The organism is Cupriavidus sp. UYPR2.512 (assembly GCF_000379565.1).
Classification (GTDB): Bacteria; Pseudomonadota; Gammaproteobacteria; order Burkholderiales; family Burkholderiaceae; genus Cupriavidus.
Genome location: NZ_KB902853.1, coordinates 201,481 through 219,493 on the forward strand (window position 1 = coordinate 201,481; position 18,013 = coordinate 219,493).

General features: G+C 66.0%; 17 protein-coding genes, 1 tRNA gene and 1 pseudogene. 4 read left to right on the forward strand and 15 right to left on the reverse strand.

Features of this window, described 5'->3' with window-relative positions; genetic code table 11:
* Positions 1-354: 354 nt before the first annotated feature.
* From A3A5_RS0103600 to A3A5_RS0103615, 4 genes are read right to left on the reverse strand one after another with little or no spacing between them, the layout of a single operon-like run.
* Positions 355-2,016 carry an ABC transporter ATP-binding protein gene (locus tag A3A5_RS0103600; protein ID WP_018309275.1) on the reverse strand — a complete coding sequence of 554 codons (1,662 nt, stop codon included), beginning with the start codon at positions 2,014-2,016 and terminating at the stop codon, positions 355-357.
* Positions 2,013-3,149 carry an ABC transporter permease gene (locus tag A3A5_RS0103605; protein WP_018309276.1) on the reverse strand — a complete coding sequence of 379 codons (1,137 nt, stop codon included), beginning with the start codon at positions 3,147-3,149 and terminating at the stop codon, positions 2,013-2,015. The genes A3A5_RS0103600 and A3A5_RS0103605 overlap by 4 nt, the downstream gene beginning before the upstream one ends.
* On the reverse strand, positions 3,146-4,195 hold the full coding sequence (locus tag A3A5_RS0103610; RefSeq protein WP_018309277.1) for a microcin C ABC transporter permease YejB: 1,050 nt from the start codon (positions 4,193-4,195) through the stop codon (positions 3,146-3,148). The genes A3A5_RS0103605 and A3A5_RS0103610 overlap by 4 nt, the downstream gene beginning before the upstream one ends.
* 40 nt (positions 4,196-4,235) lie before the next feature.
* Positions 4,236-6,137 (reverse strand): extracellular solute-binding protein, encoded by a 1,902-nt coding sequence (locus A3A5_RS0103615; protein WP_026200418.1) that lies wholly within the window; start codon positions 6,135-6,137, stop codon positions 4,236-4,238.
* A gap of 212 nt (positions 6,138-6,349) precedes the next feature.
* Between A3A5_RS0103615 and fabI the strand changes: the two genes are divergently transcribed.
* Positions 6,350-7,138: an enoyl-ACP reductase FabI gene (gene fabI / locus A3A5_RS0103620; RefSeq protein WP_013957259.1), complete on the forward strand. Its 789-nt coding sequence runs from the start codon at positions 6,350-6,352 to the stop codon at positions 7,136-7,138.
* Between the two features lie 98 nt (positions 7,139-7,236).
* Here fabI and A3A5_RS44355 read toward each other — a convergent pair.
* Positions 7,237-7,500 (reverse strand): annotated as a pseudogene (locus A3A5_RS44355) (MFS transporter); the annotation flags it as partial.
* Positions 7,501-7,516: 16 nt separating this feature from the next.
* Here A3A5_RS44355 and A3A5_RS45340 point away from each other — a divergent pair.
* The gene (locus A3A5_RS45340) at positions 7,517-7,639 is read left to right on the forward strand and encodes a hypothetical protein (RefSeq protein WP_255343411.1); all 123 of its coding nucleotides are present in this window, start codon (positions 7,517-7,519) and stop codon (positions 7,637-7,639) included.
* 229 nt (positions 7,640-7,868) lie between these two features.
* Here the strand turns inward: A3A5_RS45340 and A3A5_RS43955 are convergent, their stop codons facing one another.
* A complete protein-coding gene (locus tag A3A5_RS43955; protein ID WP_018309281.1) occupies positions 7,869-8,039 on the reverse strand; it encodes a hypothetical protein in 171 nt (56 codons plus the stop codon).
* On the reverse strand, positions 8,036-8,170 hold the full coding sequence (locus A3A5_RS45345; protein WP_018309282.1) for a hypothetical protein: 135 nt from the start codon (positions 8,168-8,170) through the stop codon (positions 8,036-8,038). Before A3A5_RS45345 ends, A3A5_RS43955 begins: the two co-directional genes overlap by 4 nt.
* Positions 8,171-8,396: 226 nt before the next feature.
* Between A3A5_RS45345 and A3A5_RS0103645 the strand changes: the two genes are divergently transcribed.
* Positions 8,397-8,648 (forward strand): DUF1488 domain-containing protein, encoded by a 252-nt coding sequence (locus A3A5_RS0103645; RefSeq protein ID WP_018309283.1) that lies wholly within the window; start codon positions 8,397-8,399, stop codon positions 8,646-8,648.
* 93 nt (positions 8,649-8,741) lie between these two features.
* Here A3A5_RS0103645 and A3A5_RS0103650 read toward each other — a convergent pair whose 3' ends face one another.
* From A3A5_RS0103650 to A3A5_RS0103675, 6 genes are all read right to left on the reverse strand, one after another.
* Entirely contained in the window at positions 8,742-9,068 is a 327-nt protein-coding gene (locus tag A3A5_RS0103650) for an EF-hand domain-containing protein (protein WP_018309284.1), read from the reverse strand.
* 273 nt (positions 9,069-9,341) lie between these two features.
* Positions 9,342-9,791 carry a potassium channel family protein gene (locus tag A3A5_RS0103655; RefSeq protein WP_018309285.1) on the reverse strand — a complete coding sequence of 150 codons (450 nt, stop codon included), beginning with the start codon at positions 9,789-9,791 and terminating at the stop codon, positions 9,342-9,344.
* Positions 9,792-9,802: 11 nt separating this feature from the next.
* Positions 9,803-10,852 carry a DUF2955 domain-containing protein gene (locus A3A5_RS0103660; RefSeq protein WP_026200419.1) on the reverse strand — a complete coding sequence of 350 codons (1,050 nt, stop codon included), beginning with the start codon at positions 10,850-10,852 and terminating at the stop codon, positions 9,803-9,805.
* Positions 10,842-11,978, reverse strand: a complete 1,137-nt coding sequence (locus tag A3A5_RS0103665; RefSeq protein WP_018309287.1) for an HlyD family secretion protein — start codon at positions 11,976-11,978, stop codon at positions 10,842-10,844. The genes A3A5_RS0103660 and A3A5_RS0103665 overlap by 11 nt, the downstream gene beginning before the upstream one ends.
* Positions 11,979-11,998: 20 nt before the next feature.
* On the reverse strand, positions 11,999-13,543 hold the full coding sequence (locus A3A5_RS0103670) for an efflux transporter outer membrane subunit (RefSeq protein ID WP_018309288.1): 1,545 nt from the start codon (positions 13,541-13,543) through the stop codon (positions 11,999-12,001).
* A gap of 17 nt (positions 13,544-13,560) precedes the next feature.
* Positions 13,561-14,664 (reverse strand): AI-2E family transporter, encoded by a 1,104-nt coding sequence (locus tag A3A5_RS0103675; protein ID WP_026200420.1) that lies wholly within the window; start codon positions 14,662-14,664, stop codon positions 13,561-13,563.
* 245 nt (positions 14,665-14,909) lie between these two features.
* On the opposite strand from A3A5_RS0103675, the gene A3A5_RS0103680 reads away from it, so the two are divergent.
* Positions 14,910-16,376 carry a patatin-like phospholipase family protein gene (locus A3A5_RS0103680; protein WP_026200421.1) on the forward strand — a complete coding sequence of 489 codons (1,467 nt, stop codon included), beginning with the start codon at positions 14,910-14,912 and terminating at the stop codon, positions 16,374-16,376.
* Between the two features lie 29 nt (positions 16,377-16,405).
* Here A3A5_RS0103680 and A3A5_RS0103685 read toward each other — a convergent pair.
* A tRNA-Arg gene (locus A3A5_RS0103685) sits at positions 16,406-16,482 on the reverse strand.
* Positions 16,483-16,533: 51 nt separating this feature from the next.
* Positions 16,534-17,793, reverse strand: a complete 1,260-nt coding sequence (locus A3A5_RS0103690) for a GGDEF domain-containing protein (protein ID WP_026200422.1) — start codon at positions 17,791-17,793, stop codon at positions 16,534-16,536.
* Positions 17,794-18,013: the final 220 nt, after the last annotated feature.

The window sequence follows — 18,013 nt, forward strand, 5'->3', positions numbered from 1 at the left end:
GGCACAAGTCCGGGGCGGGCTGGGTATCTGTGAAATTCGCGTGAACTTCGCGAGAAATTCTTGTGAACTGCGGGGAGAACCCTATGCAACATCCGCACCAGGCTTACAGGCCTGTCTTGCACCGCAAACGTGCCGTGCACGATCCAATGCGTCGGACGGACCACCCCCAAAACTAGTTCTCGCGGGATGGTAAAGGGTTGTCATTCACATGTCAAAGTTCGTTACAAATTCGCCGGATTTGACTGGCGAATCAACGATATAGGCGGGATTTCGCATCTTGTTTATCGGATTACTCCGATCAACCGGATGCTAGTCAGGCGGGGCCGCGGCGTTGCTGCGCCGCACACTTCCGGCTCAGGCCGCGCCGACCTGTGCCGCCGCCATCAGCTTGCGCGTATAGGGGTGCTGGGGTGCGCCCAGCACTGCTTCGGTATCGCCGGCCTCGACCACCTCCCCCGCCTTCATCACGAGGACCCGATGCGCCATGGCACGGATCACCGCCAGGTCATGGCTGATGAACAGGTAGGTGAGGTTGTACTTGTGCTGCAGCTGGGACAGCAGCGCCAGCACCTGCTGCTGGATCGACACGTCCAGCGCCGAAGTGGGCTCGTCCAGCACCAGGATCTGCGGCTTGAGGATCAGCACCCGGGCAATGGCGATGCGCTGCCGCTGCCCGCCCGAGAATTCATGTGGATAGCGGCCCAGCGCGGTGCGGTCCAGGCCGACCTCGCGCAGGGCTTCGATCACGCGCTGGCGCGTGCCCTCGCGCGACAGCCCGGGCTGGTGCAGCGCCAGGCCTTCGCCGACGATCTGCTCGATGGTCATGCGCGGCGCCAGCGAGCCGAACGGGTCCTGGAACACCACCTGCATGCGCGCGCGCAACTGGCGGCGATCGTCGCGCGTGGCGGTGTCGAAGCTGCGGCCCAGGAAATGGATGGTGCCGCCGCTTTTGCGCTGCAGCGCCAGCACGGTATGCGCCAGCGTGGTCTTGCCCGAACCGGACTCGCCGACGATGCCGACGGTCTCGCCCTCGCGCAGCTGGAAGTCCACGTCCTTGACCGCCGCGAACTGGTCCTTGCCGAACCAGCCGGCCAGCCCGCGGCGCTTGCGCGCGTAGTTGACGCTCAGCTTGCGCGCTTCCAGCAGCACCGGCGCCAGCGGCACCAGCGGCAGCACCTCGCGCCTGGGGCGGCTGTCGATCAGCTTGCGGGTGTAGGGGTGCTGGGGGGCGGCAAACACCTGCGCGGTCTCGCCGGTCTCGACCAGCACGCCCTTCTCCATCACGCCCACGCGCTGGGCAAAGGCGCGCACCAGGTTCAGGTCGTGGGTGATCAGCATCACCGCCATGCCGAACTCGGCCTGCAGGTCGCGCAGCAGGTCCAGGATCTGGGCGCGGATGGTCACGTCCAGCGCCGTGGTCGGCTCGTCGGCCAGCAGCAGCTTGGGGCGGCAAGCCAGCGCCATGGCGATCATGGCGCGCTGGCGCTGGCCGCCCGAGAGCTGGTGCGGAAAGCTGTCGAAGCGGTGCGCGGCGTCGCTGATGCCAGTGCGCTCCAGCAGCGCGATGGCGCGCTCGCGCGCGGCGCGGCGGTCCAGGCCCTCGTGCAGCGCCAGTGTCTCGACGATCTGGTTGCCGATGGTGTACAGCGGGTTGAGCGCCGTCATCGGCTCCTGGAAGATCATCGCGATCTCCGCGCCGCGGATGCCGCGCATCTCGCGGTCCGACACCTCCAGCAGGTTCTTGCCCTCGAAGCGGATCGCGCCGTCGTAGTAGGCGTCTTCCACCAGCCGCAGCATCGCCAGCGCGGTCACGGTCTTGCCCGAGCCCGATTCGCCCACCAGCGCGTAGCGCTCGCCCGCGCGCAGGTCGAAGCTGACTTCGCGCACGGCACGGGTGGCATGCTCGCCGTGGCCAAAAGTGACGGAAAGCTTGTCGACGCACATCAGCGTGGAACCGGGCGCCGGCGCCGCGGCCGGCGCCACGGCCGGCTGGATCACGGGAGACACCGCGGTCATGGCGTGGCCTCCGGTGCTGCCCCGGCCGGCGCGCCGGCCGGGATCTTGGGCTCGACCCGGCCGCGCAGCGCCGCCAGGCCCAGGCGGGTATCGAAGGCATCGCGCAGCGCGTCGCCCATGAAGGTCAGCAGCAGCAGCGTGACCACCAGCACCGCGAAGGTCGACAGCGAAATCCACCACGCATCCAGGTTGGCCTTGCCCTGCGCCAGCAGTTCGCCCAGGCTGGGCGTGGTGGGCGGCACCCCCATGCCGAGGAAGTCCAGGCTGGTCAGCGCCAGGATGGCGGCGCTCATGCGGAACGGCAGGAAGGTGATCACCGGGGTCAGGCTGTTGGGCAGGATATGGCGCCACATGATCTGCACGTTGGACAGGCCCAGCGCGCGCGCGGCCTTGACGTAGTCGAGCGAGCGGTTGCGGTAGAACTCGGCGCGCACGTAGTCGGACAGGCCCATCCAGCCGAACAGCGACAGCAGGATGATAAGCAGCGCCAGGCTGGGCTCGAAGATCGAGGCAAAGATGATCAGCAGGTACAGCTCCGGCATCGAGCTCCAGATCTCGATGGCGCGCTGCGAGAACAGGTCGAAGCGCCCGCCGAAGAAGCCCATCAGCGCCCCCGTCAGCGTTCCCACCAGCACCCCGATCACGGTCAGCGCCATGCCGAACAGCACCGACACCCGGAAGCCGTACAGCAGCCGGGCCAGGATGTCGCGGCCGCGGTCGTCGGTGCCCAGCCAGTTCTCTGCCGACGGCGGCGCCGGGTTCGGCTCCTTGGCAAAGTAGTTGAGCGAGTCGTACGAATAATGGTTCAGCGGGAACACCGCGAAGTTGCCGTTGGTGGTGATGCGGTCGCGGATATACGGATCGAGGTAGTCCGCGGGCGTGGCGAAATCGCCGTCGAAGGTGGTTTCCGGGTAGACCTTGACGATGGGGAAATACCATTCGCCCTTGTAGTGCACCACCAGGGGCCGGTTGCTGGACAGCAGCTCGGCGCCCAGGCTCAGCATGAAGATGACCACGAAGATCACCAGGCTCCAGTAGCCGCGCCGGTTGCGGCGAAAGCGCTGCCAGGCGCGCTGGCGCGGCGAGGGCGAATGCGGCAGGCCGTTGGGGGCCGCGTGCGTGAACAGTTTCATCGGTGCAAGCCCTCGAAATGGATGCGCGGGTCCACCAGCACGTAGCAGACATCGGAGATCAGGCGCGTGACCAGCCCGATCAGCGTGAACAGGTAGAGCGTGCCCAGCACCACCGGATAGTCGCGCCGCAGCACCGCTTCATAGGACAGCAGGCCCAGCCCGTCCAGCGAGAACAACGTTTCGATCAGCAGCGAGCCGGTGAAGAAGGCGCCGATGAACGCGGCCGGGAAGCCCGTCACCAGCGGGATCAGCGCGTTGCGGAACACATGCTTCCACAGCACGCGGCGCTCCCCTAGGCCCTTGGCGCGCGCGGTCAGCACGTATTGCTTGCGGATTTCCTCGAGGAAGGCATTCTTGGTCAGCATGGTGACCACCGCGAAGCTGCCCACCACCGATGCCGTGATCGGCAGCACCAGGTGCCACAGGTAGTCCATCACCTTGCCCATCAGCGAAAGCTGATCCCAGTTGTCGGAGGTCAGCCCGCGCAGCGGGAACCACTGCACGAAAGTGCCGCCGCCGAACAGCACCAGCAGCAGCACGCCCAGCACGAAGCCAGGGATGGCATAGCCCACCAGCACGATGATGCTGGTCACCACGTCAAAGCGGCTGCCCGCGCGGATGGCCTTGGAGATGCCCAGCGGCACCGATATCAGGTAAGTCAGGAAGAAGGTCCACAATCCCAGGCTGACCGACACCGGCAGCTTGGACTTGACCAGCTCCCACACGCTGCGGTGCTGGAAATAGCTCTGGCCCAGGTCGAACTGCGCAAAGCGCTTGAGCATCAGGAAGTAGCGCTCCAGCGGCGGCTTGTCGAAGCCGTACAGGGCCTGGATCTCCTTGATCTTCTCGGGGTCGACGCCGCGCCGCCCACGGTATTCGGCGCCGCCGCCGCTGGCTTCGCCAGCGCCGCCCCGCCCTTTCAGTTCCATCATCATCTGTTCGACCGGACCGCCCGGCACGAACTGGATCACCACGAAGGTCAGCGTGATGACCCCGATCAGCGTCGGGATCATCAGCAGGATGCGCTTGAGCAGGTAGGCAAGCATCGGCCGGTCCTCTTCCTTGTCTTGGTCGCGGCGGGGCGCGTCAGCGCGCCTGCGGCTGCAGGTCCGTGCGCCACCAGTGGCTCAGGACCCAGCCTTCGGCCGTGTAGTAATACGGAAGGCGCTCCGGGTAGGCCAGCGTCTTGCGGTATGACACCCGGTGCGAGGCGCTGTACCAGTTCGGCACGATGTAGTAGCCATGCATCAGCACCCGGTCCAGCGCCCGCCCGGCGGTGACCAGCTCCTGCCGGGTATGGGCGTGCAGCACGTTGTCCACCAGCTTGTCGACCACGGGCGACTTCAGCCCGAACAGGTTGTCCGAGCCCGGCGTGCCGGCCGCCTCGCTGGAAAAGCGGTCGCGCAGCTCGTTGCCGGGGCTTTGCGAGTCGGGGAAGCGGATCGACACCATGTCGAAGTCGAAATCCTCCAGCCGCTTCTGGTACAACGCAAAGTCCGTGGTGCGCTGGTTCACCTGGATGCCGAGCTTCTCCAGGTTGCGCACATAGGTGGTGATGACGCGGCTCATGGCGCCGCCGTCGTCGAGGAACTCGAACACCAGCGTCTCGCCCTTGGCGTTGCGCAGCGCGCCATCCGTATAGGTCCAGCCGGCCTGGGCCAGCAGGCGCCGTGCCTCGCGCAGGTTGTCGCGCAGCGAACGCGGCGCCGCAGTGCTGGGCTGGACCACGTCCGGGCCGAACACCTCTGGCGGCAATTCCGCGCGCAGCGGCTCAAGCAGCGCCAGCTCGCCCGTGCCGGGCCTGCCGTCGAAGGTGGCGCTGGCGGCCAGCTCGCTGTTGGAAAACCAGCTGTCCAGCCGCTTGTAGGCACCGTAGAACAACTGCCGGTTCAGCCACTCGAAGTCAAGCGCAAGGATCAGGGCCTGGCGCACGCGCACGTCCTGGAACATCGGCTTGCGCATATTCATCACGAAGCCCTGCATGCCGGCACCGTTGCGGTGCGGGAACTCGGTCTTCAGCAGCTCGCCGTTGCGAAAGCGGGTGCCCTGGTAGCTCTTGGCCCAGTTCTTGGCCTTGTATTCGACGATGGCGTCGAACTCCCCTGCCTTGAAAGCCTCGAGCTTGGCGGTCTCGTCCTTGTACAGGCGGTAGGCCACGCGCGCGAAATTGAAGGTGCCGCGGCGCACCGCGAGATCCTTGCCCCAGTACTTCGGGTCGCGCTGGAAGATGATGCCGCGGCCGGCGTCATAGCGCTCGATCAGGTAGGGGCCGCTGGTGACCGGCGGCTCGAAGGTCAGCTTCTCGAACGGGACCTTGGCCGTCCATTTCTTCGAGAACACCGGCAGCGAGCCGACGATCAGCGGCAGCTCGCGGTTGCGCTGCTTGAATTCGAAGCGCACCGTGCGCTCGCCGGCAACGATCACCGCCTTCACATCGGCACACATGCTGCGGTAGCCCGGGCTCGAGGCCTTGCTCATCAGCATGTCATAAGAATATTTGACATCCGATGCCAGCACCGGGTCGCCATTGGTGAAGCGCGCCTGTGGCCGGATCGTGAACGTGACCGACAGCTCGTCCGGCGCCACCGTGACGTCCTCGGCGAGCAAGCCATAGGCGCTTGCGCTCTCATCGGCGCTGCTGATCAGCAGCGACTCGAACATCAGCGCGTTCAGGCCGGGCGCCGACGTGCCCTTCAGCGTGAACGGATTGAACTTGTCGAAACTGGTGCGTCGGTCCGGATTGGCGAGTGTCAGCGTGCCGCCGGTGGGTGCATTGGCATTGGCATAGTCGAATTGCCTGAAATCTGCCTGGTACTTCAGGTCCCCGTGCAGCGCGAAGCCATGCGCCGCCAGCGCCGGATCGGAAAAGAGAGAGACCCCCGCCGCCAGCGCCATTGCCAGCCCGCTTGCGACCCAACCGCGCAGTACCGCATCCCGCCGGAAGCACTGCCATGCCGCCTGAAGCGGCCAACGTGCTTGAATAGGCATCCCGTTGGATTCCTCCACTATGACCTGTGGGGGCCCGGCATTCTGCGGCCGGGCCAAGTATGAGACAATTTTACATGCGTCCGGGGTGGCGCCAGCCATCCGGACATTCCCTCTGCGCGGCGCAATAAAAACCGCCGCAGGACAGCAAAAGCACGCGCACGGCCGCACGGCGGACGCACGAAGCGTGCCTGATACACCACCTTGGAGAACTTATGGGATTTCTGGCAGGTAAGCGGATCCTGATCACCGGCTTGCTCTCTAACCGGTCGATCGCCTATGGCATCGCATCGGCGTGCAAACGCGAAGGCGCCGAACTGGCCTTCACCTATGTCGGCGAACGGTTCAAGGACCGGATCAGCGACTTTGCCAAGGAATTCGGCACCGACCTGGTGTTCGAGTGCGATGTCGGCAGCGACGAGCAGATCGCCGCGACCTTCGCCGCGCTGGGCCAGCGCTGGGAAAAATTCGACGGCCTGGTGCACTCGATCGGCTTCGCGCCGCGCGACGCCATCGCCGGCGATTTCCTGGAAGGCCTGTCGCGCGAAGGTTTCCGCATCGCCCATGACATTTCCGCCTACAGCTTCCCGGCACTGGCCAAGGCCGCGCTGCCACTGCTGTCGGACAAGGCCTCGCTGCTGACGCTGACCTACCTGGGCGCCGAGCGCGTGGTCCCCAACTACAACACCATGGGCCTGGCCAAGGCCTCGCTGGAAGCCAGCGTGCGCTACCTGGCCTCGTCGGTCGGCCCGCGCGGCATCCGCGCCAACGGCATCTCCGCCGGCCCGATCAAGACCCTGGCCGCCTCGGGCATCAAGGGCTTCGGCAAGCTGCTCGGCCACTTCGAAGACGTTGCGCCGCTGCGCCGCAACGTCACCATCGAAGAAGTCGGCAACGTGGCCGCCTTCCTGCTGTCCGACCTGGCCAGCGGCGTGACCGGTGAGATCACCTATGTCGACGGCGGCTTCAACGTGGTCGGCGCAAGCGTCGCGGACGCAGAGTAAGCCCGGCCCGCCAGCGGGCCGCGGATGAAAAAGGGGTGCCCGATGAGGCACCCCTTTTTTTTTCCTTGCGGACCTGTGACGCACCAGGTCCGCCTGCATCACGCCTGCGCCGCAGCGGGCGCGCCCTGCCGGCGCATGCTCAGCATCGACCACGCATAGACCACCAGGCCGCCCAGCGCCAGCAGCAGGCCCACCCAGCCGGTGGACTCCCAACCGTAGCCGGCGGCAATGGTCACCCCGCCCAGCCACGCACCGAGCGCATTGGCCATGTTGAAGGCCGAGTGGTTGAGGGCCGCGGCCAGCGTCTGCGCGTCGCCGGCGACATCCATCAGCCGGATCTGCAAGGCCGGGCCCAGTGCCACCGTTCAGGTGGCCGGCTTGCGGGATGGAGATGGCGAGGTCGCCGGCGGCATCGGGCAGCAAACCCATGATGACGAATTCGCCGGCGCCGATGCCGAAGCTGCCGACACCGAGCGCCAGCAGCGGCAGGCGGCCGGATGAATTGTGATTGCGGGAAGAAAGGGAACCGTCAGCGCCGCGGACGGGCTCCGCGGCGGAATGTGCATGTGGGGCGGCCATGTACAGGATTGCAGGATGTTCAACAAAATGCCGCCCGCTGACGGGCGAGGTCAGTGCCCTCGCCTCTGACCGATCCAGCGTGCTCCTGTGCGGCTGCGGCAAAACCGCAAAGCTTGCCCGCGCCGGCCTGGCTGGCCGGCGTTGCGTTTGCCTACCTGGTCACATGGACCAGCCGGTGCCACCAGTACCGAAGCGAGTGCTTCGCTTTGCTGAACACCGGCTTGTGGTGGATGCCCACCCGGATGATGTAGCCGTAGAGCCCGACCAACACTGCCAGGAACACAAGGGACCAGATGATCCCTGCGCTGTGGGCCTCAGTCATTTCTTCTTCTTGGCGACCTCTTCATGCCCGCGCAACTGGACCGTGCTGAAGGGTGAGGCCGGCACGGATGGTTTCTTCGGTTGCTTGGGTTTCTTGGCTTCGCGGCTGCTGCGTAGTTGACTCTTGGCCATGATGGGCTCCTGAATGGCTTGCCTGGAGAAAATGGCAACCCCAGCATACGCGCTAATTCGCCGGCAAAAGAAATATCTTTCGCGAAGAACGCGGCCATGCGCTGCAGCAGGCCGCGGAGACAGATGTCCGGCTAGCGGGAAACGGGTGCATACTAGGGCCGGCAGCACCGCCTGGCGCCAGCAAGCCCGACATGCACGGCGTACCGTGACCGGACAGGAGTCTGCAATGGCACTGAACTTTCCCAATCCCAGCCGCAGCTACGATGCGGCGCGGCACTGCGTTTGCTTCTGGGGCTACGACAACGCGCGCGAAGTGGCATTCCAGGTCACTGACGACATTCTTCTGCGCCTGAGCCACCAGGGCGCCGCGGAAGAATCCGCCCTTCTCGCCACCTTCGACCATCATCGGGACCAGATCCTGCAACTGGCCAGGGACCTCTACAACCCCGGGGAACGTACCACCTACACGATTTCCTGAGCGGAGCCGGAAACGCAGCTTGGCGGTGGGGCCAGGCACAATACTCGCCCCACCGCCGCGCTGCCTGGTTCTGCCCGCTATGCTTGCGCCCGGTCAGTTCAACCCGCCCGGATTCTGCGCCGCGCTGCGTTGCTTCGCCTTGGCCGCCCAGAACGCGCCAATCTGCCTCTCAGTCACCTCGCCCTTCTTCTTGGCGTCGATCTGGTCAAACTGTTTGTAGACTTCCGGCATACCCGCCTGCGCTTCCTCACGGGTCAGCTTGCCATCGTGATTGGCGTCCGCCGTCTTGAACTTCTCCGAGAACTTCGCCTTGGCTTCCTTGGCATTCATCGGCGGTTGCTGTTGCTGCGCACCAATGGCTCCGGAGGCGAGGCATGCCGCCAGCGCCAGGCTGGCAATCGAAAGTTGTCGCGCAATCATCTGAGTCTCCCTGGATAGTTGGATGGCGAGTGCAGCCGGCCTGATGGTCGTCCGCGACGGGCCAGTTCTCGCAGAGGTCGGGATACATCCATTGCCCGGACCCTGCCCGAGATCATCGTCGGCTTTCAGGGAATAGGGAATTTAGTATTTTCGGCATCCGATATTAGAACCCTCCCAGGAGCGTGGCCGGTGCCGCGGCCGGGACATCTCACGGGGGCGTGGTGGACCTCAGCGACGCCGGGGCCGGCCTTTGAGCAAGGCGCCCCTCCATTCCTATCGCCCTTCGTCCTGCCGCAGCCTTGCCAGGTTGTGCTTGATCACGTCCAGCACCGCCGCGGTCATCACCGAGGTGGAGACACCAAACATCAGGATGCCGTTGGCCGCCTCGAGCGGCCCCAGCAGGCGCCGGGTTTCGGACATGACGATGTCGCCGTAGCCCAGCGTGGCGAAGTTCACGCCCGAGTGATAGAGCGCGGTAGCAAAATCGCCGAACTCGCCCAGCAGCATGAATAAGGCGGCCCAGATCGCCATCTGCACGAAATTGCCGAGCAACATCAGCACCATCACGACCGACAACAGCAGGATGTCCTGCCCCAGCGATTCGCGGCCTTGCCGGGCATGCTTGAAGCGCACGTAGTAGCGCAGGCAGATGGCCACTAAGACCGCCTGCAGCAGCATGCAGAGCAACATCACGGGAAGGCCGGTCAGCAGATTGCGCAGCATGGTCGCCCTGTTCAGCCAGTGAGCCGGCGTGTGCGGCGGGGCTGGCCGAGCAGCTCGATCATCAGCCAGGCATATAGCGTGACGCCGATAAACAGGCCCATGCGCACGGCGAAGGCGGTATAGACATCCTTCCCGGCCGCGCTGTCCTGCACGGACTGGCCCAGCAGGATGATCAGCGTCACGAGGGTGTTCACCCAGAAGCCTGGCGGGTATCGCGACGGGCTGAGGCCATACAGCTTGCGCGCCGCCAGCAGGCCAAACAGCAGCATCCACAGGAAGTACATCCACAAATGCACGAACAGGCTGAGCGCGCACCAGAACAGGATGGCCAGCATGCCGCCCAGCATGGTGGAGCCAAGCAGTTCGCGCCCGGCGCCGCGTGCAGTGGTGGTGCAGCTTTGCCGGCCGAGGCTGACCGCTTTCATGATGATCGGGATGTATGCGGCCGGGTCGTTCAGCGCCAGCAGGAAGGCCGGCATCACCACCAGCGCAGCGCGCAGCGCAATCCAGGCAGCCTGGTCATCCGGCAGGGCCTTGGCCGCAGCCGGCGCCTGCGCGCCGGCCGGCTCGGGAAACAGCCAGTGGCCAAGTGCCAGCACCACGACCGCGACAAGCAGTCCCTTGACCAGGGCACCGATGACCATGACCGCCAGCCCGAAATCGAAGGTGCCCGCCGCCGAGATCATGGTCAGACCGATCACCAGAAAGGTGGAGACCAGGTTGTTGCCGCCGCGCAGTCCGTAGCGAAAGGCCAGGAACAGGCACAGGCCGATCATCAGCAGGCCGCTGACGCGGTAGTAGCGCAGCAAGGGGATCAGCAGCAGGCCGGTGCCGGTGGTCAGCATCATGACCAGCACCAGGCCCAGCCCGGCCTTGGGCGTCATCGGCCGGTTGACGCTGGCCAGCAGGAACACGCCGAGCACCGGAGCGAGCATGGGGATCGGCAGGCCCAGGCCGAAGCTGGCCGCCAGGCACAGCGCGGTGCCGCTCGCCACGCGCAGCGAACGCTGCGCGCGTGGATCGCGCGCGGGCAACGGCGGCGCCGGGCTGTCAGTAGACATAGGAAAGCCAGCTCATCAGGTACAGGAATACGCGGCCGAGCGGGTTGAGCGGATTGCCCTGGGTGGGAAACGCCATGACCTCGGCCTGCCCGCCCACGCGAATGCCGCGCATCGAGGCGAGCTCGCCCTGGGCAAACTCGACCACCACCGGGAAGCGTTGCGCCGGCCGCAGCCAGTCTCGGCTGTTCTGCACCGTCGGCAAGCTGCCCGGCGGCGTGCTCGGGCCGACGTTGACGCCATAGCCGACGCTGCGCACACGGCCTTCAAAGATCCTGCCCGGCAGCGCATCCAGCACGATGGCAACCGGCGTGCCGGGCTCGACACGGCCCAGGTTGTTCTCGGTCATTTCCGCGCTGATCCACAGATCGTGGATCGCGATCAGCGTCATGACCGGGTTGCCGGCAGCGGCAAACTGGCCGGCATCGGTGCGCAGGTCGGTGACCAGCCCCGCGGCGCGCGCGCGCACCTGCGTATTGGCAAGATCCAGTTCGGCCTTTTCCAGGGCCGTGGCGGCGCTGCGCAGCTTGGCGTTCTCTTCCTCGCTGCCCCCCTGCTGTTCGCGCGCGCGCTGGACCTCGGCCCTGGCGGCTGCGACCTGGCTGACAGCCTGCTCGAGGGTGGCCCGCGCTACCTCCAGACGGCGCAGGGAAATGGTGCCGGGGTCATCGCTGTACAGGCGCTCCAGGCGGTCGCTGTCCTGGCGCGCCTTGAGCTCGTTGGCGCGTGCTGCGCGCAGCGATGCCTGCGCCGATTCAATGCCCGCGGTGCTGGCGCCGATCTGCCGGCGTGTCGACTCCAGATCGGCGCGGGCGCGGTCCACGGCGATCTTGTAGTGCTGGGGATCCACCTCGAACAGGACAGTGCCGGCCGCGACGTCCTGGTTGTTGCGCACATGCACCTTGGTCACGCGCCCGGACACTTCCGCAGCGACCGGCACCACGAAGGCCTGTACCCGCGCCTGCTGCGTGTATGGGGTCAACCGGTCGGCAAACAGGTACCAGGCCAGGCTGATGACAATCAGCAAGAGTACCCAGCGCACGCCCTTCTTTGCCGGGTCGGCGGCGGGCGGCGGCGCGCCGGGCGCTGGCGCTGCCGGAGCTGCGGGGGGTTGCGGGGCGTCGCTCATCGGCACTCGCTCACGGATATCTACCTCTGCGTCACAGGGAGGCTGGCACCGGCGGACGGCGGGCCTGGCTCATCCAGCAGGTTCCCCCAGTCGGTGCGCTGCTGCATCTGCTGACGGGTGGCCGGGTCCACCAGTGGCTGCTCGCTGTGCCAGCCGCCGCCGAGCGCCTTGTACAAGGCGATCAGGTTGCTGACGGCATTGCTGCGGTTGACCAGGTAGGAGTCCTGCTGCGTGGCCAGCGCACGCTGGGAATCCAGTACGCGCTGGAAGTCCGAGTAGCCTTCGCGGTAGAGCGCGTTGGCCAGCGTCAGCGAACGCCTGGCGGCCAGCGCGCTGTCGCGCAGGATCTGCTCGCGCTCCAGCGCCTTGATCAGCGCACTGGCGGCATCGTCGGCCTCGCGCGCCGCCTGCCGCACGGCATCCTGGTAAGCGACGATCAGTTGCTGCAGGCGGGCGTCCTGCACGCGCACGGTGTTCTTGATGCGGCCGTAGTCGAACACATTCCAGCGCAGGCTGGGGCCGCCGATCAGTGCCAGGCTGTTTGGCGTGCCCGCCAGCGTGCTGGCGGACCAGACTATGCTGCCCAGCAGCGTCAGCGACGGATAGAGATCGGCTTCGGCCACGCCGATCAGCGCCGATTGCGCGGCGATCTGCAGCTCGGCGGCGCGGATATCCGGACGGCGCAACAGCAGGCTGGCGGGCACATCCTGCAGTACCGCGCGGTCGATCAGTGGAATCACCCCTTCCTTGCCTGCCAGTTCGGGCAGCTCCGGCAACGGGCCTGGCGGGCGGCCCATCAGCACCGCCAGGGCATTGCGGGTGCGCATGATCTGGCTTTCAAATTCAGGGATGCTGCTCAGGGTACCCAGGTACTGCGTCTTCGCTTGCTGCAGGTCGAGCTCGTCGGTCTCGCCGCTCTTGAACAGCCGCTCGGTGATTTCAAGGCTGCGCCTTTGCAGCGCTGCATTGTCGCGGGCGATGCGCAGCCGTGCCTCGGCCGTGCGCAGCGCAAAGTAGGTCTCAGCCACCTGGGCGCGCAGCAGCACCAGCACATCGTCACGGTTGGCGCGGGCGGAAAAATAGACAGCATCGGCAGATTCGATGGCGCGGCTGAAGCGGCCCCAGAAGTCAAGCTCCCAGCCGATGTCGAAGCCCGCGCTGTATTGCCAGAAGCGGCTATTCTGCGGGTTCAGGCCGCCGGCCTGCCGGCGATCCGTGTACAGGGCCTCGGCACTGGCCTGCTGCAGTTGCGGGAAGCGCCCGCTCTGGGCAATGCCCAGTTGGGCGCGCGCTTCCATCACGCGCAGGCCGGCAATCCGCAGGCTGGCATTGTGTGCGTCGGCTTCGGCGATCAGGCGTTCGAGCGTCGGGTCGGCAAAGACCTGCCACCACTCACGGATGTCGGGCTGTGCCCGCTGCCCGGTCGCCTGCTCAAGCGCGGGGCTGTTCCATTGCTGCGTCCAGGGCTCATGCTGCGCCTGGAAATCTGGCCCCAGGCGCGCGCAGCCGCCAAGGCAGCAGGCGCCGGCCAGCAATGCGCGCAATGGATGATGCCAGCGCGACATGGGCGGCCCGGACCACTTCAGGTCTGTTGCTGGTTGCCGGGCTCCGCCTGCGGCGGCGGGTCTTCCACCCATTGCCAGAACAGCTGATACCCGACCGCAAGCACCACCGGACCGATAAACAGGCCGATCACGCCGCCGGTCACCATGCCACCCAGGGCACCGATCAATACCACCGGCATCGGCACATCGACGCCACGCCCGAGCAGCAATGGCTTGAGCACGTTGTCGGCCAGTCCCGCCACGAAGACATAGATGGCGAAGACGATGGTGGCAACGCTGGCACCTTCCGTAGCAAAGACAAAGATGATCACTGGCACGGTGATCAGCGTGGCCGGCAACTGCGCGATGCCCAGCAGCAGCACGGCCATGGCCAGCACGCCCGCGGCGGGAACCCCCTTGATCACAAAGCCTATGCCGATCAGCAGCATCTGGATGAAGGCGATGCCGACCACGCCCTGCGCCACCGCGCGGATGGTCGCCGTGCATAGCGTGGCGATGCGCTGGCCCCGCTCCAGGCCGAAAACGCGCGAGGCAATCTGCACGGCGCTACGGTTGCCGGCCTCGCCGTAGGCCATGAAGATGCCCCCGATAATCAACGCGAAGACGAAGATCAGCAGCCCCTTGCCGATGCCGGCGGCTGCGGCCAGCACAGTCAGGCTGATTTCCTTGATCTGAGGCGCCAGCGTCTGCACCAAGCCGGCCAGGTCCGAGGCGGCATGCAGCCAGACGTCATACAAGCGCTGGCCAACCAGCGGCCAGCTGGCGACCGACTCATGCGGTGGCGGGATATGAATGCCTTCGTTCTTGACGATCGTGATCGCATTCTCCATCGAATCGACCATCGCGGCGCCCAACAGGTAGGCTGGCAGCGCAATGATGGCGATGGCGGCCAGCACGATCAGCGTGGCGGCGCGGCCGTCCTTGTTGCCCAGCCTGCGCCTGAGCCTGACCTGCAGCGGGTAGATGGTCACCGCCAGGATCACGGACCAGACAATGAGATCGAGGAAAGGGCGGAATATCTGGAAGCAGAAGATTGCCAGCACCGCGATCAGCCCGGCACGGATCAGCACGTCGAGTAGTCCGCGGGACAGCGCTCTCTCTGAAGTGGGCGTGGACAACATCGCTGGTCTCCTGCAGATCACCGCAGAAATATCGGATCGACACCTCACCGCCGCGCATTCGCCCAGCCAGGTTACGTACCGGTCTCTTGCACAGGTGAAATCCAGTCTAGACGAGTGGCCGGACCGGGACAACCTCAAAACGTACGCCTATCGCTACATTGGCCGTCTAGTATTGGGGGAGTTGCAGGACGCCACCTGCCCGGTCCGCCCGGACTGGTTCATCCTGCATTCGCCGTGGAGGACCTATGGCCAGATTGCCGACCTCAGCCTTGGCCGTCATTTCGATGCTGCTTCTGCTTGCCGCCTGCGCCTCCCGGCCAGTCAATCCGCCGATCGCGCACGCGGACCAGAGTACCGGCTATCGATTCCTCACGCGCCCCCAGTATGCGGCGGACAACGAGAACCTGGTCATCCTTGCCTTCTCAGGGGGCGGTACTCGCGCGGCGGCATTCTCGTATGGCGTGCTTGAGTTCCTGCGCAATACCGAAGTCGTCGGACCCAAGGGCAACCGGTCACGCCTGCTCGACCATGTCGGCGTCATCACCGGCGTGTCAGGTGGCAGCTTTACTGCCCTCGCCTACGGCCTGTATGGCGACAAACTGTTTGATCACTACGAACAGAGCTTCCTCAAGCGCGACGTGCAGGGCGAGATCACGTTCCGGACGCTGAATCCGGCATATTGGCCCTCGTTGTGGTCGAGCGGATGGGGCCGCTCTGAACTGGCCGCCGACCTGTATGACGAAATCCTTTTCCATGGGGCAACCTTTGGCGACCTCCATCGGGGCAAGGGGCCGTTCATCATTGCCTCGGCCACGGACATCTCGACGGGCGCACGCCTGCCGTTCACGCAGACTACCTTCGACGTACTCTGCTCCGACCTCAATGCGCTGCGCCTTTCCCGTGCCGCCGCGGCATCGTCGGCAGTTCCCGTAGTCCTGACGCCCATCACGCTCAACAACTACGGCGGCAATTGCGGCTACGTGCCCCCCGACTGGATCAAGCCGTTTATCGGTGCCAGCGACCCGCCCCGGCCGGCCGCGCGCGCAACCCGGCACCTGAAGGAAGAAGCGGAATACGGGGACAGCATCAACCGGCCCTATATCCATGTCGTGGACGGCGGCGTCTCCGACAATCTGGGCATGCGCAGCGTGCTGGATTCCCTCGAGGTCCTGGAGGCCCTGCACCTGAACGGCCAGCCCTCGCCCCTGGACCATACCCGCAGGATCATTGTCTTTGTCGTCAATTCGCTGTCCACGCCCCGGACGGCATGGGACAAGTCGGAGTCTGCGCCGGGTACGCTGGAGATTCTGGTGAAAGCCACCGGCGTGCCAATCGACCACTATTCCTATGAGGCGACCGAACTGTTGAAAGACAGCCAGTCCCGGTGGCAAGCCATGCGCCGGCTGCGAGAGTCCCGCGCCTTTGCCGCGAACAAGGATGCTGCCGTCACTGCGGCGTTGCGCACACCGGACGCGACCATCTATGCCATCGATGTGTCGTTTGCCCGACTGACGGACAAGGCGGAACTGGATTACCTGAACGAGCTGGCAACGTCGTTCTCGCTGCCGGCCGAAGCCGTCGACCGACTGCGCGCCGCCGCGGGAAAGATCATCCTGGAGTCGCCCGATTTCCAGCGCTTGCTGAAGGACGTCGGTGCCAGGATCGTGACAGACCAGGTGCCCGGGAATCGCCCGGCGAGGACGAATCAGTAACCTGAATCCATGGGATGGCCCCAAGAGACTGGCGCGTCCTAGAGGATTCGAACCTCTGACCGCTCGCTTAGAAGGCGAGTGCTCTATCCAACTGAGCTAAGGACGCGAAGGCGTGCATTCTACCGCAGCGCCGCAGCGCAGTGACAAGCGGCGCGGGTCAGGACGCGGCACGCGGCTGTCCGCGGGTGATGTAGTGGCCATCGGCAGCGCCGCCATCGGCACCCTCCTCGCTGCCTGCCGGATGCAGGGACACGCAGTTGCGCCCTTTCAGCTTGGCGTCGTACAGCGCACGGTCGGCGCGGCGCATCAGCGCATCGGCGCCTTCGCCCGGCTGCCGCGCTGCCAGGCCGATGCTGACGGTATAGGCAATCGGGTCAGGCTCGGACGGGCATGGCGTGGCGCGCACCGCCGTGGCCAGCCGCAGGCAGGCCAGCCGGCCCTGCTCCAGCGCCGTATCCGGCATCAGGATGGCAAATTCCTCGCCGCCCAGGCGCCCCGCCACATCGAACTGGCCGAAACTCTTGCGCAGCAGTCCGGCGAAATGCCGGAGCACGCTGTCGCCCGCCAGGTTGCCGTAGACATCGTTGATCGCCTTGAAGTGATCGAGGTCGACAAACGCCACCGTCAGGGGCTTGCGCTGCCGCTCGGCATGCAGGCAAGCTGCCTCCAGCTCCTCCCAGAACGCGCCGCGCAGCAGCACATCGGTCAGGTCGTCATGGCGCGCGCGCCGCTCCAGCATGCGGCGCAGCCGGTCGTGCGCCATCAGCGCAAAACTGACCGACACGCCCACCAGTGCAAAGACGTTGAGCATGGCGAGCTCGCCGTCCCACGGCATCGGCCGCGGCCAGGCGCCGCCCTGCATGACTGCCGCCAGCGGCAGCGCCACGGTCCATGCGTTGATGGCCGCCGCGGCGATGACGATCAGTACCAGCGACAACGCCGCCAGCCGGCCGGTGCCGCGCGTGGCCGGCACCGACGGCAAGGCGCTGCGGGCCAGGTCCAGCAGCAGTGCGATATGGCACATTGTCAGCAGCGGTGCCATCCCCGGCACCAGCGCCGGCACGGCCAGATACTGCGGCGCCAGGTCGTGCCAGGCCACTGCCGCTGCGGCCGCCAGGTTCAGCGCCAGCAACGGCGCGGCGCGGCCGGGCCGGCCCGCGAAATGCCGCGCGCCCACAGTCATCACCGAGAGCGCCGCCAGCAACGCCAGGTCACTCGATTCCAGCACCAGCCACAGCGGGCGCAGTTCCTGCACCGCCGCCAGGGCCGCGGCCATTGCGGCCAGCACACTCCCCAGCGCCCACGACGTCAGGCCGCTGCGATCCATGCCCGCCGAGCGGCGCAACATCACGCAAACCACAGCCATCTGCACGGCAAACAACCCTGCGATGAGCACAACTATGTGCGACTGAAACATCTTCATTCCCGTCCAAGGCGACAAGCGGTCGCTCCGCATGGCGCCGCTGTTACCTGCTCTTTGCCGGTCCTGTGTCGGACCGTTGTTATCAATGCCGCAACCCGTTTCCGTATGCCTGGCGCCGCCAGCCGGCAGACGCAAGCACGCCGAGGCGCCCGCCGCAGGCGGGAGCGCCGTTCTTGTTGTGGTGATCAGGTCAGCCCGGAAGGAAATAGGCAAA

Excerpts from the sequence above, each read along its gene's own strand:
- A3A5_RS0103600 (WP_018309275.1), bottom strand. The coding sequence starts at position 2,016 with ATGACCGCGGTGTCTCCCGTGATCCAGCCGGCCGTGGCGCCGGCCGCG.
- A3A5_RS0103605 (WP_018309276.1), bottom strand. The coding sequence starts at position 3,149 with ATGAAACTGTTCACGCACGCGGCCCCCAACGGCCTGCCGCATTCGCCC.
- A3A5_RS0103610 (WP_018309277.1), bottom strand. The coding sequence starts at position 4,195 with ATGCTTGCCTACCTGCTCAAGCGCATCCTGCTGATGATCCCGACGCTG.
- A3A5_RS0103615 (WP_026200418.1), bottom strand. The coding sequence starts at position 6,137 with ATGCCTATTCAAGCACGTTGGCCGCTTCAGGCGGCATGGCAGTGCTTC.
- fabI (WP_013957259.1), top strand. The coding sequence starts at position 6,350 with ATGGGATTTCTGGCAGGTAAGCGGATCCTGATCACCGGCTTGCTCTCT.
- A3A5_RS43955 (WP_018309281.1), bottom strand. The coding sequence starts at position 8,039 with ATGACTGAGGCCCACAGCGCAGGGATCATCTGGTCCCTTGTGTTCCTG.
- A3A5_RS45345 (WP_018309282.1), bottom strand. The coding sequence starts at position 8,170 with ATGGCCAAGAGTCAACTACGCAGCAGCCGCGAAGCCAAGAAACCCAAG.
- A3A5_RS0103645 (WP_018309283.1), top strand. The coding sequence starts at position 8,397 with ATGGCACTGAACTTTCCCAATCCCAGCCGCAGCTACGATGCGGCGCGG.
- A3A5_RS0103650 (WP_018309284.1), bottom strand. The coding sequence starts at position 9,068 with ATGATTGCGCGACAACTTTCGATTGCCAGCCTGGCGCTGGCGGCATGC.
- A3A5_RS0103655 (WP_018309285.1), bottom strand. The coding sequence starts at position 9,791 with ATGCTGCGCAATCTGCTGACCGGCCTTCCCGTGATGTTGCTCTGCATG.
- A3A5_RS0103660 (WP_026200419.1), bottom strand. The coding sequence starts at position 10,852 with ATGTCTACTGACAGCCCGGCGCCGCCGTTGCCCGCGCGCGATCCACGC.
- A3A5_RS0103665 (WP_018309287.1), bottom strand. The coding sequence starts at position 11,978 with ATGAGCGACGCCCCGCAACCCCCCGCAGCTCCGGCAGCGCCAGCGCCC.
- A3A5_RS0103670 (WP_018309288.1), bottom strand. The coding sequence starts at position 13,543 with ATGTCGCGCTGGCATCATCCATTGCGCGCATTGCTGGCCGGCGCCTGC.
- A3A5_RS0103675 (WP_026200420.1), bottom strand. The coding sequence starts at position 14,664 with ATGTTGTCCACGCCCACTTCAGAGAGAGCGCTGTCCCGCGGACTACTC.
- A3A5_RS0103680 (WP_026200421.1), top strand. The coding sequence starts at position 14,910 with ATGGCCAGATTGCCGACCTCAGCCTTGGCCGTCATTTCGATGCTGCTT.
- A3A5_RS0103690 (WP_026200422.1), bottom strand. The coding sequence starts at position 17,793 with ATGTTTCAGTCGCACATAGTTGTGCTCATCGCAGGGTTGTTTGCCGTG.